At 56.9% G+C, this 15,589-nt stretch carries 13 protein-coding genes and 1 other RNA gene; 3 read left to right on the top strand and 11 right to left on the bottom strand.

The annotated features are described in order from the left end of the window. Positions 1-34 precede the first annotated feature (34 nt). From mraY to rsmH, 6 genes are all read right to left on the bottom strand, one after another. On the bottom strand, positions 35-1,120 hold the full coding sequence (mraY, locus tag JHC09_RS03825; protein WP_169195150.1) for a phospho-N-acetylmuramoyl-pentapeptide-transferase: 1,086 nt from the start codon (positions 1,118-1,120) through the stop codon (positions 35-37). Between the two features lie 27 nt (positions 1,121-1,147). Continuing rightward, a complete protein-coding gene (gene murF, locus JHC09_RS03820; RefSeq protein WP_199530889.1) occupies positions 1,148-2,545 on the bottom strand; it encodes a UDP-N-acetylmuramoyl-tripeptide--D-alanyl-D-alanine ligase in 1,398 nt (465 codons plus the stop codon). A gap of 142 nt (positions 2,546-2,687) precedes the next feature. Further along, positions 2,688-4,130 (bottom strand): UDP-N-acetylmuramoyl-L-alanyl-D-glutamate--2,6-diaminopimelate ligase, encoded by a 1,443-nt coding sequence (locus JHC09_RS03815; RefSeq protein ID WP_248308873.1) that lies wholly within the window; start codon positions 4,128-4,130, stop codon positions 2,688-2,690. Positions 4,131-4,133: 3 nt separating this feature from the next. Then, the gene (locus tag JHC09_RS03810; RefSeq protein WP_199530888.1) at positions 4,134-5,870 is read right to left on the bottom strand and encodes a penicillin-binding protein 2; all 1,737 of its coding nucleotides are present in this window, start codon (positions 5,868-5,870) and stop codon (positions 4,134-4,136) included. Further along, a complete protein-coding gene (locus JHC09_RS03805) occupies positions 5,870-6,253 on the bottom strand; it encodes a hypothetical protein (protein ID WP_169195147.1) in 384 nt (127 codons plus the stop codon). Before JHC09_RS03805 ends, JHC09_RS03810 begins: the two co-directional genes overlap by 1 nt. Then, complete coding sequence (gene rsmH / locus JHC09_RS03800; protein WP_199530887.1) at positions 6,253-7,251, bottom strand: 16S rRNA (cytosine(1402)-N(4))-methyltransferase RsmH; 999 nt, start codon at positions 7,249-7,251, stop codon at positions 6,253-6,255. Before rsmH ends, JHC09_RS03805 begins: the two co-directional genes overlap by 1 nt. Before the next feature lie 235 nt (positions 7,252-7,486). On the opposite strand from rsmH, the gene JHC09_RS03795 reads away from it, so the two are divergent. The 3 genes from JHC09_RS03795 to JHC09_RS03785 are packed head-to-tail and all read left to right on the top strand — an operon-like array spanning position 7,487 to position 10,421. After that, positions 7,487-8,938, top strand: coding sequence for a CHASE3 domain-containing protein (locus tag JHC09_RS03795; RefSeq protein WP_248308872.1), 1,452 nt, complete (start codon positions 7,487-7,489; stop codon positions 8,936-8,938). Further along, positions 8,935-9,378 carry a response regulator gene (locus tag JHC09_RS03790; protein ID WP_199530885.1) on the top strand — a complete coding sequence of 148 codons (444 nt, stop codon included), beginning with the start codon at positions 8,935-8,937 and terminating at the stop codon, positions 9,376-9,378. The genes JHC09_RS03795 and JHC09_RS03790 overlap by 4 nt, the downstream gene beginning before the upstream one ends. 5 nt (positions 9,379-9,383) lie before the next feature. Further along, positions 9,384-10,421: a histidine kinase dimerization/phosphoacceptor domain -containing protein gene (locus tag JHC09_RS03785; protein ID WP_199530884.1), complete on the top strand. Its 1,038-nt coding sequence runs from the start codon at positions 9,384-9,386 to the stop codon at positions 10,419-10,421. Between the two features lie 292 nt (positions 10,422-10,713). Here the strand turns inward: JHC09_RS03785 and JHC09_RS03780 are convergent, their stop codons facing one another. The 5 genes from JHC09_RS03780 to JHC09_RS03760 form a co-directional block, all read right to left on the bottom strand. Next, entirely contained in the window at positions 10,714-11,991 is a 1,278-nt protein-coding gene (locus tag JHC09_RS03780) for a saccharopine dehydrogenase family protein (protein ID WP_199530883.1), read from the bottom strand. Positions 11,992-12,034: 43 nt separating this feature from the next. Further along, positions 12,035-13,135, bottom strand: a complete 1,101-nt coding sequence (gene nspC, locus JHC09_RS03775) for a carboxynorspermidine decarboxylase (protein ID WP_199530882.1) — start codon at positions 13,133-13,135, stop codon at positions 12,035-12,037. 163 nt (positions 13,136-13,298) lie between these two features. Continuing rightward, positions 13,299-13,682, bottom strand: an RNA gene (gene rnpB / locus JHC09_RS03770) — RNase P RNA component class A. 32 nt (positions 13,683-13,714) lie between these two features. Further along, positions 13,715-14,461, bottom strand: coding sequence for a DnaJ family molecular chaperone (locus JHC09_RS03765; RefSeq protein ID WP_199530881.1), 747 nt, complete (start codon positions 14,459-14,461; stop codon positions 13,715-13,717). An 87-nt stretch (positions 14,462-14,548) separates the two neighbouring features. Then, positions 14,549-15,502 (bottom strand): hypothetical protein, encoded by a 954-nt coding sequence (locus JHC09_RS03760; RefSeq protein ID WP_199530997.1) that lies wholly within the window; start codon positions 15,500-15,502, stop codon positions 14,549-14,551. Positions 15,503-15,589 lie beyond the last annotated feature (87 nt).

The following is a 15,589-nucleotide window of genomic DNA, read 5'->3' as shown; positions in this document are numbered from 1 at the left end:
GGGGCTTGCTTGGAATTTCAATGACTTGATCGACTTAGCGGAGCTTGAGGCTCGACAGACCAATCAGCGCCAAAACAAAAGAAATGATCCAGAAGCGAATAACCACCTGACTTTCCGTCCATCCCAGATGCTCGAAGTGGTGATGGATGGGCGCCATTCGGAAAACGCGCTTCCCTGTCAGCTTGAACGAGGTCACCTGCACGATCACCGAAACCGTCTCAAGAACGAAGAGACCACCGATGATGCAGAGGACGATTTCGTGCTTGGTCGCAACCGCGATCGTGCCCAAAGCACCACCTAAGGCGAGCGAACCTGTGTCACCCATAAAGATCTGCGCCGGTGGCGCATTGAACCACAGGAAGCCAAGTCCTGCCCCGATCAGCGCACCGCACACAACCGCCAATTCAGCCGTACCCGGCACGGAATTGAGGAAGAGATAGTCCGCGTAGTTCTGCGAACCAACGACATAGGCGATGAGGCCAAAGCAAGCCGCCGCCACCATCACCGGCACAATCGCCAAACCATCGAGGCCATCTGTCAGGTTCACCGAATTGCCCGCAGCAACCACGACGAAACCGCCGAACAGAATGTAGAAATAGCCAAGGTTGATGGCGAGGTCTTTCACGAACGGGAAGACCAGCGAAGTGCCATAAGAGCCCGAAGCAAGCTGGGAAATCGCAAAGGCCGCGACGCCACCGATCAGCGCTTCCAACAGCAAGCGCTGCTTGGACCCAAAGCCCTTGTGGCTCATGCGCTTGACCTTGAGATAGTCGTCGTAAAACCCAATCGCGCCAAAGCCGATGGTTACGAACAACACCACCCAGACATAACCATTGGTCAGGTTCGACCACAGCAATGTTGAGATCACCGCGCCCGAAAGGATCATCAACCCGCCCATTGTCGGTGTGCCCTTTTTGGTCAGCAAGTGTCCAGCAGGACCATCTTCACGAATTGGCTGTCCACGTCCCTGCTTCAGGCGCAGCAGGGAGATCATCCCCGGGCCGAACATGAAAACAAAGAACAACGCCGTTACAACTGCTCCAGTTGTACGGAAGGTGATGTACCGGAAGACGTTGAAGGCTGACACGGAGTCGCCCAACTGGCCGAGAAAATAGAGCATTCTATTCCGCTATTCTTGTTGGGGATTTCAGCTGTTTGAGAATTTCTGTGTGATGGCGCTGACAATACGCGCCAGACCAACCCCGTTCGATCCTTTGATCATAACTGCGTCGCCAAACGCAAGATCATCTATGATCACCTCTTGAGCTTGTTCAACACTCTGATGATGGCTGGCCACAATGCCAGCGGGCAGAGCCTGTCCGAGAGCCGCCATATGCTGGCCCACGAGATGCACGCGCGTCGCGCCCGACGCCAGTACGGCTGGTGCAAGGCCCGCGTGCAACGCGTTCGCCGTGTCACCCAATTCTCTCATATCGCCCAGCACGATGACCTTGCGACCATTCGCCGGTGTAACTGAGGCGAACACGTCCAATGCCGCACCCATTGAGGCGGTGTTGGCATTATAGCTCTCATCGATCAGCAACAGAGCCTTATCGGCTGATCCAAAATTGGAGCGCTGTCCCCGCCCCGGCTGCGCTCCCAAGCGCGCTAAAGTGTGCAGGGCAAAACCCGTATCGATCCCTGCGAGGTCCGCCACAATTAGCGCTGCCGTTGCATTGACCAGCATATGCCGCCCAGCGACGCTCAGCTCAAGCGCATAGCGTTCCCCACCACGCTCCACCGTCGCCGTACTGCCGTCAGCTCTCGTCACAACATCAACGATCTGCCAATCGACACCGGCCGAAAAGCCGTAGGTGATGACCCGGGCAACACCTGCAGCGCTTGCCGCTTGCAGCAAAATATCAATTTGTGGGTGATCAGCATTGATCACCGCCGTGCCACCGGGCTCAAGCCCGTCAAATATCTCCGCCTTAGCCAGCGCGATGTTTTCCAGCGAGCCGAGATTTTCCAAATGGGCAGGCGCCACATTGGTGATTACCGCCACATGGGGGCGCACCAGCTTGCTCAACGGGCGAATTTCGTTGGGCGCGCTCATACCCATTTCAAACACACCGAACTGCGCCGTTTCCGGCATCCGCGCCAGCATCAGCGGCACGCCCCAGTGGTTATTAAAGCTCTTGATCGAGTAATGCGTTTCGCCAGCTGTTTCGAGCACAGTGCGAATGGCTTCTTTGGTCGTGGTCTTACCCACGCTTCCGGTCACACCAACGATAAACGCCCGGCTCCGCGCCCGCGCTGCCCGCGCCATGTCGCGCAAACCGCCCAAGGCGTCAGCGACGACAATACGCCCCTCGCCCACGCTTTTGCCGTCTGTCACCAGAGCTGCCGCAGCGCCATTGGCGATAGCGGTATCGACAAAATCATGCCCGTCGAAGCGATCGCCCTTGATCGCTACAAACAGGGCATCACGGCCAAGATCACGGGAGTCGATTGAGACCGAGTTGATCTCAGTCGCACTCACACCAGCCGCGCGCCCACCGGTCGCTGCGAGAATGGCATCAAGCGTAAAAAGTGGAGGGGTCATGAAATTAGCTGTCGTTGAGAGAAGCGCAGTTGGTGACGCAAAAAGTCAGATCACCGTTCTATAGCGAAATTGAGGTGCTGGACCACGCGTGTCACTTTCCCCCAAAACAAAACGCCGGACTATGAGGTCCGGCGCCATTGCATTAGCCCTTAATCGCTTCCAGAACCACTTCGTGGTCCGAGAAGTGCGATTTGGTGGTTCCGATGATCTGGTAGGTTTCGTGGCCCTTGCCAGCGACCAGAAGCACGTCGCCTTTCTTGAGGCGCTTCACCGCAGCAAAGATAGCCTCACGACGATCAGCGATTTCCTCAGCGCCCTTGGCACCAACCATCACCTCAGCGCGGATCGCAGCCGCGTCTTCAGTGCGTGGATTATCGTCCGTGACGATCACTTCGTCCGCCAGATTGCTGGCGATCTCACCCATCTGCGGACGCTTGCCCTTGTCGCGATCCCCGCCACAACCAAACACCACGCGCAGCTTGTTCGGCGCGTATGGACGCAAGGTCGTCAGAGCCGTGCGCAGTGCTTCGGGCTTATGCGAATAGTCCACGAAAATGGCTGCGCCATTGTGTTCGGCAACCAGCTCAAGACGCCCAACAGCGCCAACAAGTTCCGGCAGTGCTGCAAACACATCAGCCTTATCAACACCTGAAGACATCGCCAGAGCGGCCGCTACCAGCGTGTTTGACACCTGGAATTCACCAGGGATTTTGAGGTGGAAGCTGACGAGTTCGCCAATATGGCGGATCTCAACGCGCTGACCGTAGCCTTCCGGCTTGATCGAAAGCAGCTCGATATAAGCGCCTTCACGACCGACCGTGAGCAATGTTGCGCTGGCCGAAAGCGCCGCGAACATAAACGCTTCGTGTTCCGGATCATCGACATTGACGATTGCCGCGCCGCCATCGACCAGAAGCTCAGTGAACAGACGCAGCTTGGCGTTCTTATACTCTTCCATGTCAGCGTGATAATCGAGGTGATCACGGCTGAGATTGGTAAAGGCGACCGCTTCAAAGTGGATGCCGTCAAGGCGGCGCTGGTCCAGACCATGGCTCGACGCTTCGAGCGCCACATGGTCAATCCCCTGCGCCTTGAGCGCGCGCATGGCCTGATGCAGCGTGCGGCTGTCGGGCGTGGTCAGAGCGCCGTCGATACGACGGTTGCTCGTCTCAATACCCAGCGTACCAATGCTTGCACCCGGCACCCCGACTTCTTCCCAAATCTGGCGAACAAAGGATGCAACGGAAGTTTTGCCATTCGTGCCGGTCACAGCCACCAGCATTTCTGGCTGCGGCTCAAACACTCGGCTTGCCGCGCGCGCATAGGCAGCGCGAACATCTGGAACCACGATCACTGGCACGCCCGGGTCACCCGGAGGCGAAACGTCCGTCACAACAGCAAGCGCGCCGCGTTCAACCGCGTCAGCGATAAACTGATTGCCGTGCACCTTAACGCCCGGCAGAGCGAAAAAGACATCGCCCGGTTCAATACGCCGGCTGTCCGAATTCAACCCGAATACGGCACCAAGGCCCTTTTTCGGGCGGGCGCCAGATCCCTCGAGCAGTTGGCTAACGCTTATGGACAACAGTCAAAATCCTTCTGGATAGAGCTGCCGCACTGATTGCGGAACGATCTGTTGATCCAGCAGCTCACTAAATTCTGGCGCAATACCCAGCATTGGTGCAATCCGTTGCACGATCCGGCCGGTCATATGTCCCGCATTCCAACCTGCGGTTGTGCCTGACCGTTCATTTTCTGCCTTTGGCTCATCGACCATCACGACCATAGCATAGCGCGGATTATCGAGGGGGAAGGCCGACGCGAAAAAGTTCGTCACCTTGCTCGATGAATAACGGCCATCAACCACTTTTTCTGCAGTACCAGTCTTCCCGCCAGCGCGGTAGCCCAGCGCGAGCTTATTCATCTGCGAACCTGAACCACCGACAGCGATGGCATTCAACCGCATCAAATAGCGGATGTATTCGCTGGTCTGCGCACTTACCACAGGCTCATAAAGCTTCTCTGCGTCAGCAATCGAGCGCTTGAAAAGCGTTGGAGCAATGTAATTGCCGCCGTTCACCAGCGCTGTATAGGCCATCACCATATGCAGCGGCGACACCGACAGACCATGCCCAAACGAGGCCGTCGCTGCGCCCACTTCAGACAACGACTTTGGAATGGACGGGGAGCGCATTTCGGGCAGTTCAAACTCGACGCGTTCGTCAAATTTGAGGCGGCTGAGGAAGGCGCGGAAATTGTCTTTGCCCATCGCCTGCATCACCCGGATCGTGCCGATGTTAGACGAGTATTTGTAAACTTCCGGCAACGCCAGAATACGGTTTTTACCGTGGAAGTCGCTAATGGTGTACCGGCCGAAGCGCACACCATAGCGCGCATCGAACTTGTCCGTGATACGGACAGTCCCGGAGTCCAGCGCTCCCGCGATGGTGATGGTCTTGAAAATCGAGCCCGGCTCAAAGATGCCCGACGTGATCCGGTTGAATGTATCTTTGACCAAGGCAGACGCGGGCTCATTCGGATTGAAGTCCGGCAGCGATGCCATCGCAACAACTTCACCCGAATAGATGTCGATAATGACGCCGGCAGCCGCGATCGCCTGATAACGCGCCATCGAATCCTGCATTTCCTGATGCAGAATATGCTGCACGCGCATGTCGACCGAGAGCTCAATTGGCGTCAGCGCATTGCCGCGCGCAAGGCCAAGCTCCTGCAAAACCGAAAGGTGGTCGGTGTCGACATAGCGCTCAATGCCCGCAATGCCCTGATTGTCGACATTGGTCGATCCCAGAATATGGGCAGCCTCGCTCATCGCCGGATAGAAACGCTTGGATTCCGTGATGAAATCAATGCCCGGAATACCCAGACGCATCACTTGCTCTTGGATGGCTGGCGTCAGTTCACGCTGCACCCACACAAAGCCCTTTTCGCCCGTCAGTCGCTTGCGCAGCCATTCTTCATCCAGGCTTGGCAACACGGTACGGAGCTTAGAGACAGCCTCTTCAACGTCAATAATGCGGCGCGGCTCGGCGTAAAGCGAAGGCACACGGATATCGACCGCCATCTCCAAACCATTGCGGTCCAGAATGGGCGGGCGCGACGCCATGATCGCGTCACGCGTTTGCCCTTCGATCGATTGGTCCGGCACAACCATGCCCAGCTGAATGAGGCGACCGCCCACCAGGCCAAAGCCCATGACGACGGCCAAAATCATCCACCGAATACGCGCCTGCGTCAGGTTCCCGCGCTGCTTACGCGAGCCCTCTAACGCAATGGTCGGCGGCATTCCCTCGGCGACGATAGCCATTATTCGGCTCCATCCAGTTCAATGATAGCGTCGATTGGATCAACACCTTCTGCAATTGCTTCAAACAAGGCATCCATCGATGCCGCATCGGGTTTTTCGGGGCGCATCGGCAAGGCCGCGAACGCCCCAAATTGCTCTTGCGCAACAGGGGTCAATTCGAGCTCCACCTGATGGCGCTTCACAATTGGGTCGATGTGACCGGGCTGATTGAGCACCGCCCAGTCTGCTTTGATCAGAGAGAGTTCCCCCTCCTGCTCATTGATTTTTACGGCCAACGCAGTTCGCTCAGCCGCCGTGCCTTCAATGGAAAACTTGAGCGCGTAAACGCCCGAAAGCATGGCCACCGACACAAACAGCAGGAAAATGTTGACGCTGCGGATCATTACGCTTCTCGCACTTCCGGAACACCCAGACCACGCAACTGCACCGGACGCGCAGCATCAGTGGTGCGACGCGCACTGCGCAACACAGCCGAGCGCGAGCGCGGATTGCGCGACAACTCAGCCTCGCCCGCCTTGACGGCCTTGGCGACCGGATGCCAACGCCGCGCTTCGGCCTGCACCTGCGGCAAGTGACGCGATGCGGTCGGCCCACCCTTGTCAGGGTCGAAGAAGCGCTTGACGATACGATCTTCCAACGAATGGAAGCTCACCACGGCCAGCGTCCCCTCTTCGCCCAAAAGGCGTTCGGCCGCGAACAGGCCTTCAACCAACTGGTCGAATTCGCCATTCACCGCGATCCGCAAGGCTTGGAACGAGCGCGTTGCCGGATGCGCATCACCAGGCTTACGACCGATGGCCTTCTCAATGATCTTGGCGAGTTGAAGCGTCGTGTTAATCGGCTCGTCTTCGCGCGCGGCCACAATGAACTGGGCGATACGGCGAGACTTGCGCTCTTCGCCAAACGCATAAAGCAAGTTCGCCAATGCTTCCGTTTCCAGCTCATTGACCAGATCGGCAGCGCTCGTGCCAGAACCGCTCATGCGCATATCCAGCGGCCCCTCACGCATAAACGAGAAGCCTCGCTCCGCCTGATCGAGCTGCATGGAAGACACGCCAATGTCGAGCACAACGCCATCAATCGGCCCAAAGGGCGCGGCCAGCGTATCGAGAGCCGAGAATGTGCCAGCAACAAAATGGAAGGTATCGGGGAATTCGGCGCGCAACCGCTCGACATGCGGAGCAACGGTCGGATCACGATCGATCCCGATCACGGTCGCTCCGGCCTGCAACAGCGCACGCGAATAGCCGCCCGCGCCAAACGTACCGTCGACAATTTTCATTCCCGGTGCGGGCTTCAAGGCCCAAAGCACTTCGTCCAACAAAACCGGTAGATGTGGCCCTGCAGTCACGTCTGACTCGGCCGGATTTGGCTTGCCCATATTCGGCAAAACTCCATCACCGGCAAAACGCGCCGGTTACAAAAACTCATCCCCCATTTTGCAATGGGACCTTTAAGATTTTGTTTCCCATTCACCTGACGGCGGAACCACTCACGATCTCGTGACTTATATTCTTCATTGCGCCTTTAAAATATTCAGGCGATTAAATATGTGCCTGCCGAGATTTCAGATGCCAATAACCAACAAAACATTCATCCGATCGACAGCACTGTTAATGCTCATTGGCTTGGTCGCCCTTATCGGCATCGTCGGGACCAATATTTGGCTGGTCGAGCGCTCCCAAGGCTATTTCCAAGAAGTGATTGACGCTCGCTCCATACGCCGAGCCTCGGTCGACCTTCTCGGGTCATTGCAGGATATGGAAACCGGGCAGCGCGGCTATTTGCTGACCCAAGACAAAAAATATCTTGAGCCATACGAACAGCATATCGAAGCAATCGACCTAAACTTGGCCGACCTGACGACAAGCCTGAGCGGAATTGAAAATGCGCAAGAATCGTTGCAGCGCCTGAAAACCAATATCGCCATCAAGCGCGCTGAACTTGCCGACACCCTAACCCTTGCAGATACCCAAGGATTTCCCGCGGCGATCGAACGGGTCCGCAGCGACAGTGGCAAGCAGGCCATGGATGACATCCGTGCTTTCCTCACGGCTGTGATGACAGGCGCGGATGATCGAATCTCTGCCGGCGCTGAGAACCAAGAAAACACGATCAATTTTCTACGCCTCGTCACGGTCGTGGGCGGCGCGGTAATTCTACTTGTGGTCAGCGGCTCCATCTGGACCATGATTTCCTATATGCGCGAACTAGCCCTTGCGCGCAAAGAGATTGAAGAAGCCAACCTCGGGCTCGAAGCGCGCGTCGCTGATCGCACCAAAGAGCTGGGCAAGGCGAATGAGGAAATCCAGCGTTTCGCCTATATCGTCACGCACGATCTGCGCGCCCCGCTCGTCAACGTCATGGGCTTCACCAGTGAGATGGAAACAGGCGTTGCAGCCGTGCGGACCTATATGGAACTGCACCCGCCTGCCCCCGGCGACACAGTGGCTGAGGAAGCCTATCTTGCCGCCTCTGAAGATCTTCCCGAGGCCGTAACCTTCATTCGTGCTGCCACGCGCAAGATGGATAGCCTCATCAACGCTATTCTAAAAATCTCCCGCGAAGGGCGGCGCACCTTGCGCCCTGAAGCGATTAACCTTCAGCGGCTCGTCGAGAACTCAGCCGCAGCCGTCCACCACCAACTGGTTGAAGGGCAAGGCCAGATCGAGATCGACATCAAGGTCAACGAACTGTTCACCGATCGGCTCTCTGTCGAGCAGGTCTTGGGCAATATCCTCGATAATGCGATCAAATATCAAAGCCCTAATCGGCCCCTACATGTGCGGATCACAGCCCGCAACGCGCCCGGCAATCGCGTGATCATTGATGTCGCCGACAATGGGCGCGGCATTGCTGACACCGACCACGAACGCGTCTTCGAGCTCTTCCGCCGCTCCGGCACGCAAAACAATCCAGGCGAAGGCATTGGCCTCGCCCACGTCCGCACAATGGCCCGCAGCCTCGGCGGCGACGTAAAACTCTCATCCAAACTCGGTGTAGGCACAACCTTCACTGTCGATCTTCCGCGCGATGTGCGCGCTTACCTAAAGGGAAATGGGGCATGAATAACGCGCGTCCAGTGACCATCGTCATGGTCGAAGATGATGAGGGCCACGCCCGCCTCATCGAGAAGAACATCCGTCGTGCCGGTGTTGCCAACGAAATCCTTGGCTTCACAAACGGCACCGATGCGCTCGACTTCCTTCTTGGTCCAGATGGCACGGGCCTGACCAATCAGGGTCGTCAACTGCTTGTCTTGCTTGACCTCAACCTGCCCGACATGACCGGCATCGATATTCTCGAAAAGGTCAAAGCCAATGAGCACACCCGCCGCTCACCGGTTGTCGTGCTCACCACCACCGATGATCAGCGCGAGATTCAGCGCTGCTATGACCTTGGCGCCAATGTCTATATCACCAAGCCAGTCGACTACGATGGCTTCGCCAATGCCATCAAACAGCTCGGCCTGTTCTTCTCAGTCATGCAAATTCCAGAGGCCGAATAACTTAAATGCCGAATAGAACGCCGACCGTTCTTTATGTTGATGACGACCCGGGTCTGACGCGGCTGGTGCAAAAAGCCATGCAGCGCAGGGGCTTTCACTTCTTCAGCGCGAGTGGCGTTGGCGAAGCGTTGAGGCATTTGCAGAATGAGAATATCGATGTCGCGGTGCTTGATCACTATATGCCCGACGGCACCGGCCTAGACATTCTCGCAGGCATGGGAACGCTCGAGAGCCGGCCCGGTGTTGTCTATGTGACAGGCGCTGCTGAAACTGAGATTGCCGTGTCCGCCATGAAGTCCGGGGCCACCGATTTTGTGCCCAAGACCGGGTCTGAGCAATTCATGGAATTGCTCTTGGTGGCGATTGATAGCGCCGTCGACAGTGTGAGATTGACCCGCGCCAATGAACGCGCCAACCGCGAAGCCCGTGAAGCCCGCGAACGCGCCGAAATGCTGTTGGGGGAGGTCAATCATCGTGTCGCCAATTCACTGGCCATGGTTGCCGCGCTCGTAGGCTTGCAAGCGAACGCCTTAGAGGATCAGGAAGCCAAGCGCGCCCTCTCCGAGACGCAGGCGCGTATTCATGCTGTGGCGGGGGTGCATAGGCACCTTTATACCTCCGGCGACGTCCGAACCGTGCAAATTGGCGACTATGTCTCAAGCCTGATTGGCGAACTCGAAAACAGTGTTCAGGCAGAAGGCCAAACCGCACGCATTCGCACCGATGTGCAGAGCTTTCCAGTCCCAACGGAGAAGGTCGCCTCTCTCGGCGTCATTCTCATTGAGTTGGTCACCAATGCGCTCAAATATGCCTATGAGGGTCGCGAGCCCGGCGAGATCCGCATCACGATGCGCTGTCAGAATGACAGTGTTCGCTTGATCATCGAAGATGATGGCGTTGGCTGGAGCGGCGTAGGCAAACCGCGTGGCACTGGGTTGGGAACGCGCATCGTCAGAGCAATGGCCCATTCCCTCAGTGCCGATGTCACTTATCGTAACGGGCCGGGCACAAGTGTTGAGGTCACCTTCCCACTGAACGGCTGAGCGTAGAGCACAGGGGCAAGCTCGTTCGGTACAGCGGCAAATTTCACGATGCCCACAACCAGTGCCAAAACCAGAGCGCCGCTCAGGACGTAAAACCTAAAGTAGCTGTTTTTGAAAGGGTTTTTCCGACCCCGCATCGGATCACCGCTGTTAGAATAGTCCATAGAGAGGCCCGTAATTGTATTGCAGACATAAGCCCGTCGCAGGGAAGTGGTTGCAATAACAAACCTAAGAGTGTGCCCAAAACATCAAAGACCGGGATTGCTCCCGGTCTTTCGTATGTCGTAAATCCTTAAGCCAGCTTGGATTTAGCCTTCTGGGCCTTAAACTCAGCCGGGTTAAATTCGCGGTCACCCTTAGCGTCACGAATGCGTGTCGGCAGGCCAAGCTTCCCCAAAAGATCGATGAACGGCACAGCTGGCAGTTCTTCGACATTGGCCATGCGATGGCAATCCCACTCACCCGTAGCGATCAGCATTGCGGCCGCGACAGCAGGCACACCCGCCGTATAGGAGATCGCCTGGCTATTGGTCTCAGCAAAGGCTTCTTCGTGGTCTGAGATGTTGTAAACCAACAGCTCAGTGGCCTCGCCATTGCGCGTGCCCTTGATGAGATCGCCAATGAAGGTCTTGCCGGTGTAGCCCGGCGCGAGCGACATCGGATCAGGCAACACCGCCTTCACCACCTTAAGCGGCACAACTTCCAAGCCCTCTGCCGTCGTCACCGGCTGCTCAGAAAGCAGGCCAAGGTTGTTCAGAACGGTGAAGACATTGATGTAGTGCTCGCCAAAACCCATCCAGAAACGAACATCTGGAACACCGAGATTGGCCGAGAGCGAATGCACCTCGTCGTGACCGGTGAGATAGGTCGTGTGCGAACCAACGACCGGCAGATCGTCCGTGCGTTTGACTTCGAACATCTTGTTCGCCGTCCACTCGCTATTCTGCCAGCTCCAAACGGTGCCGGTGAATTCACGGAAGTTGATTTCCGGGTCGAAATTGGTCGCAAAATAGCGCCCATGGCTACCAGCGTTGACGTCGATAATGTCGATACTGTCGATCTGGTCGAAATAGGCATTCGCAGCCAGCGACGCGTAAGCATTGACCACGCCTGGGTCAAAGCCAGCACCGAGAATGGCGGTGACGCCCTTGCGCTCGCATTCATCGCGATGCTTCCACTCGTAGTTGCCGTACCACGGTGGCGCTTCGCAAATCTTCTTTGGGTCTTCGTGAATTGCTGTGTCGATATAGGCAACACCCGTATCCATACAGGCGCGCAGAACCGACATATTCAAAAACGCAGAACCGGCGTTGATGACGATGTGTGTTTGGGTCTGCTTGATCAGTGCCTTGGTGGCTTCGACATCCATTGCGTCGAGCTTATGTGCGGCCAAGACTCCGGGGCGCTTAAGCGCCTTCTTGTCCAAAATGCCCGCAACCAGTGCGTCAGCCTTGGACAGCGTTCGGGAGGCAATGTGAATGTCTCCCAAAACATCATTGTGCATTGCAGCCTTATAAGCTGCGACCTGCGCGACACCTCCGGCGCCGATGATCAGTACGTTTTTCTTCAATTGTCACGAAACACCTTTTTATGGGTGGAAAGGTCAGCCAATCCTAAGACAGGCTAGCGAGATAGTCAGAATAGTCGAACGTGCGTACCAGCTCGACATCCCCATTTCGTTTCTTAATAGCGATGGAAGGCATGGCAACACCGTTGAACCAGTTCTTCTTCACCATTGTGTACCCGCCTGCGTTCTGCAGAGAGATACGGTCTCCAACCTTGAGTTCCGTCGGAAAATCATATTCGCCAAACACGTCACCAGCGAGACACGACTTGCCCGCGATAACATAGTGGTTTGGACCGGCATTCGGTTCCATTTCGGCACTCTGCCGATAGATCAACAGATCCAACATATGGGCTTCAACGGCGCTATCGACAATGGCGACGGACTTTTCGTTTTCGATCACATCGAGAACGGAAACTTCCAGCGTCGTCGTTCCGGTGACGATTGCGTCGCCCGGTTCAAGATAAACTTGTAGCTGATAGCGCTCAGAAAACGCCTTGAGGCGTGCTGCCAGCGCATCGATGTCGTAGCCAGCGCCGGTGAAGTGAATACCACCACCAAAGCTGACCCACTCGAGCTTCTCGAAAAGGTGACCGAGCTTTTCTTCAAAAGTGTCGAGCAAGGCGGAGAAAGCGACAACGCTGTCGTTCTCGCAATTGCAGTGCAGCATGAACCCGCTGATGCGATCCATAACCGCCTCAACCTTGCTGACGTCGCGTTCCCCCAAACGGGAGTATGGTCGCGCCGGATCGGCAAGATCGAAATGCGAATGGCTTACGCCCGGATTGACCCGCAGCCCAACTGGCATATGCGCAGCCTTGGCACCAAAACGCTCGAGCTGATTGATCGAGTTGAAGATCATCTTGTCGGCGTAAGAAATCGCTTCGTCGATTTCATCATCGGACCAAGCCACGGAATAAGCGTGGGTTTCTCCGCCAAACTTTTCCTTGCCCAAACGCACTTCATTCAGCGAGGACGAGGTTGAGCCATCCATATGCTGGGAGATTTGCGGGAAGGTTGACCAGGTCGAAAACGCCTTAAGCGCCATCACAGCTTTCGCCCCGGAGAGCTGCCGCAGGCGATCAACTTTTGCCAGATTGAGATCGAGCTTGGCTTCGTCGATCAGGTAAAACGGTGTTGCCAGGGGCATCGCGCCAACTCCAAAAAAGCGTGTGCCCGCCGGAAATACGGCGGAGGTCCAAGGGGCCCCCGTTTAAGGGAAGATGACGAAAATCGCAAGGGCACACAGGGATATCTCACGGGGTTGCGACCCCACGTCCTGTGGACGCCCCTCCCCACCACCATGGGGAAGGTATGCCAGTTGACCTATAAGCCGGGTTCTGTAAGGCCGCTAAAAGCGACGCGGTGACCATTCATCTGAGGCGGCCGTCGCCGGCGCGCTCGTGCAACCAACCCGGATGATCTGGCCTCGAAACAGGCTGGGCATAAAGCCCGCGTCATCCCTATTTGGTTTTGCTCCCGGTGGGGTTTGCCGTGCGGCCTCTGTCGCCAGACGCCCGGTGCGCTCTTACCGCACCCTTTCATCCTTACCTCGGCATGCCGAGGCGGTTTGCTTTCTGTGGCACTTTCCCTAGGGTCGCCCCCGGCGGCTGTTAGCCGTCACCGTGTTTCGATGGAGCCCGGACTTTCCTCCAACGGGCAGTTACCCACCCGCCAGCGGTCACCCGGTCAACTGACGGTGCCTAAATGCGGCAGCGCCACTGATCCGTCAAGTGAGCATCGGTTGCGGTTTAGGTCGAGTAATCGCTTGATATGCCAAATTGATCGACGCCATGCGCGCAGTCGCGACATCGATCAGCTCTTCAGGCACGCCCTTAGCAATCAAACGATCCGGATGGTGCTCGGCAACAAGCAGACGATAAACCCTGCGCACTTCCTCAGGCGGCGCATCGTGGCGCAGGCCCAGCACCATATAAGGGTCCACCCCCTCCTCCAGCATCACATGCTGGGAGGCGATCTGTTCAAACCGCGCCTCATCGAACCCAAAAATTGAGCTGACGTGTCGCAGGTACTCCAGCTCGCTTTCATGCACGAGCCCGTCAGCCGTGGCGATAAAGAACAGCCCGTCGAGCACGTGCTCCAGCGTTTCTGGCGTTTCGGCGAAATAGCGGGACACTTTGCGTGCATAAGAATCGTAGCCAGCAACATCCTGCTTGGCCAAATTGAAAAGCTTCTGCACCTGCTCGCGGCTACCATCGGCAATATCGACCGTCGCGTTAAACGCCCGCACTTCCGATGCCGTCACCGCGCCGTCGGCCACAGCCATCTTGGCGGACAAGGCAATCAACGCCAGCGTAAAGGCAGCGTCGCGCCCACCCGGTAGCCATGTGTCTGGGTCGATAATATCAGCCACTCGCCCCGCAAGGCCGGTGCGATCTGAAAACGAGCCAAGGAACCGCGACAGCTTATGACGCAGATCGTTGTTTTCTTCAGCTTTGCGGACGCAAGATAACATTTGCTGTCGCTTTCAGTTTCCGTCGAAACACCTCTTTATCGGCATTTTACGATGAAGTCCATGCCAGCACCGCATGGACCCGTTTCATCAGTTCAACGGATAGACTTCATATTCGGGGATGTCCCTACCATCATAAACCGGAGGGAAGCCCCTTGGTTGCGCGTTCGCGGGACCTTGATCAAAGAAAAAACCGCCCGGCACATAGTCATTGCCACCACCAACATTGGCTGGCGGCACGACCGCGTTTGGTGGCACGATCTGTTGACGGCGAACAGTGGCGCGGCTCCCCTGCTGATTGAGGAAATCCTGCACAGGCCCAGCTTCCCATTCTTCCATCTCATCAAGCTCTTCAGGCCGAATGACGCGATTGTCTTGGGGCCGGATAACACGGTTGTCTGACGGACGTATGACGGTCTGGCTATGGATCGGCGGCGTATCGATAATCAGAGGTGGTGTATACGCGACATCGACTGACGGCGGACGCTGCCACGCAGGCGTCGGAAACCCGACGACCTTTGGCACAGTAGCGACAACCGCAGGAGCAGGAACAGGAGCCGCTGGTGGCGTTGCAACGGGCACAGCCACCGGAGGCGGTGCTGGTTTTGGCGCAGGCTTCTCTACGGCCTGCTGTGCAGGCTGAGTAGGCGCTGGAGCTGCTGGCTTTGCGGCAACTGGCTTGGTTTCAGGCTGGGCCGCGGGCTTAGCCGCAGGCGCGCTGCCACCGCCGGAGATATAATCGGGAAGCGCACGCCCGGAATTCAAAAAATTATCGACCACATCGCCAGACTGCGCCGCAGCAGGTGCGCTCGCCTTTGGCGCTTCCGCCACCTCTTGGCGCGCTTCAACCACTGGGGCCGCCGGAGCTGAAACAGCTACAGGCGCTGACGCAACAGCAGGCGCACGCACTTCACTGACCACAGCCACGCTTGATCCGACATCAGGCATGAACTGGCGTGTAATGAAGTCAGCGGACGGAATAGCCACGACCAGCAAAGCGCCGGTCCAGGCCAAGCCATTGGTAATGCGGCGGTCGATCTTCATAAAATCATCCAAACGGCTGTGGGCGCTAGGCGAGGACAAACCCCGCTTTCATGGCCACAATATGAACTGCGGCCATGATCCCATCAT

Source organism: Devosia sp. MC532 (genome assembly GCF_016461625.1).
In the GTDB taxonomy this organism is placed as follows: Bacteria; Pseudomonadota; Alphaproteobacteria; order Rhizobiales; family Devosiaceae; genus Devosia.
Note: the sequence above shows the minus strand (reverse complement) of the source record. Positions and strands in the feature narration are given on the sequence as shown.

Bases quoted from the DNA above. Each gene is read 5' to 3' on its own strand.
- mraY (WP_169195150.1), bottom strand. From the start codon at position 1,120: ATGCTCTATTTTCTCGGCCAGTTGGGCGACTCCGTGTCAGCCTTCAAC.
- murF (WP_199530889.1), bottom strand. From the start codon at position 2,545: ATGACCCCTCCACTTTTTACGCTTGATGCCATTCTCGCAGCGACCGGT.
- JHC09_RS03810 (WP_199530888.1), bottom strand. From the start codon at position 5,870: ATGGCTATCGTCGCCGAGGGAATGCCGCCGACCATTGCGTTAGAGGGC.
- JHC09_RS03805 (WP_169195147.1), bottom strand. From the start codon at position 6,253: ATGATCCGCAGCGTCAACATTTTCCTGCTGTTTGTGTCGGTGGCCATG.
- rsmH (WP_199530887.1), bottom strand. From the start codon at position 7,251: ATGGGCAAGCCAAATCCGGCCGAGTCAGACGTGACTGCAGGGCCACAT.
- JHC09_RS03795 (WP_248308872.1), top strand. From the start codon at position 7,487: ATGCTCATTGGCTTGGTCGCCCTTATCGGCATCGTCGGGACCAATATT.
- JHC09_RS03790 (WP_199530885.1), top strand. From the start codon at position 8,935: ATGAATAACGCGCGTCCAGTGACCATCGTCATGGTCGAAGATGATGAG.
- JHC09_RS03785 (WP_199530884.1), top strand. From the start codon at position 9,384: ATGCCGAATAGAACGCCGACCGTTCTTTATGTTGATGACGACCCGGGT.
- nspC (WP_199530882.1), bottom strand. From the start codon at position 13,135: ATGCCCCTGGCAACACCGTTTTACCTGATCGACGAAGCCAAGCTCGAT.
- JHC09_RS03765 (WP_199530881.1), bottom strand. From the start codon at position 14,461: ATGTTATCTTGCGTCCGCAAAGCTGAAGAAAACAACGATCTGCGTCAT.
- JHC09_RS03760 (WP_199530997.1), bottom strand. From the start codon at position 15,502: ATGAAGATCGACCGCCGCATTACCAATGGCTTGGCCTGGACCGGCGCT.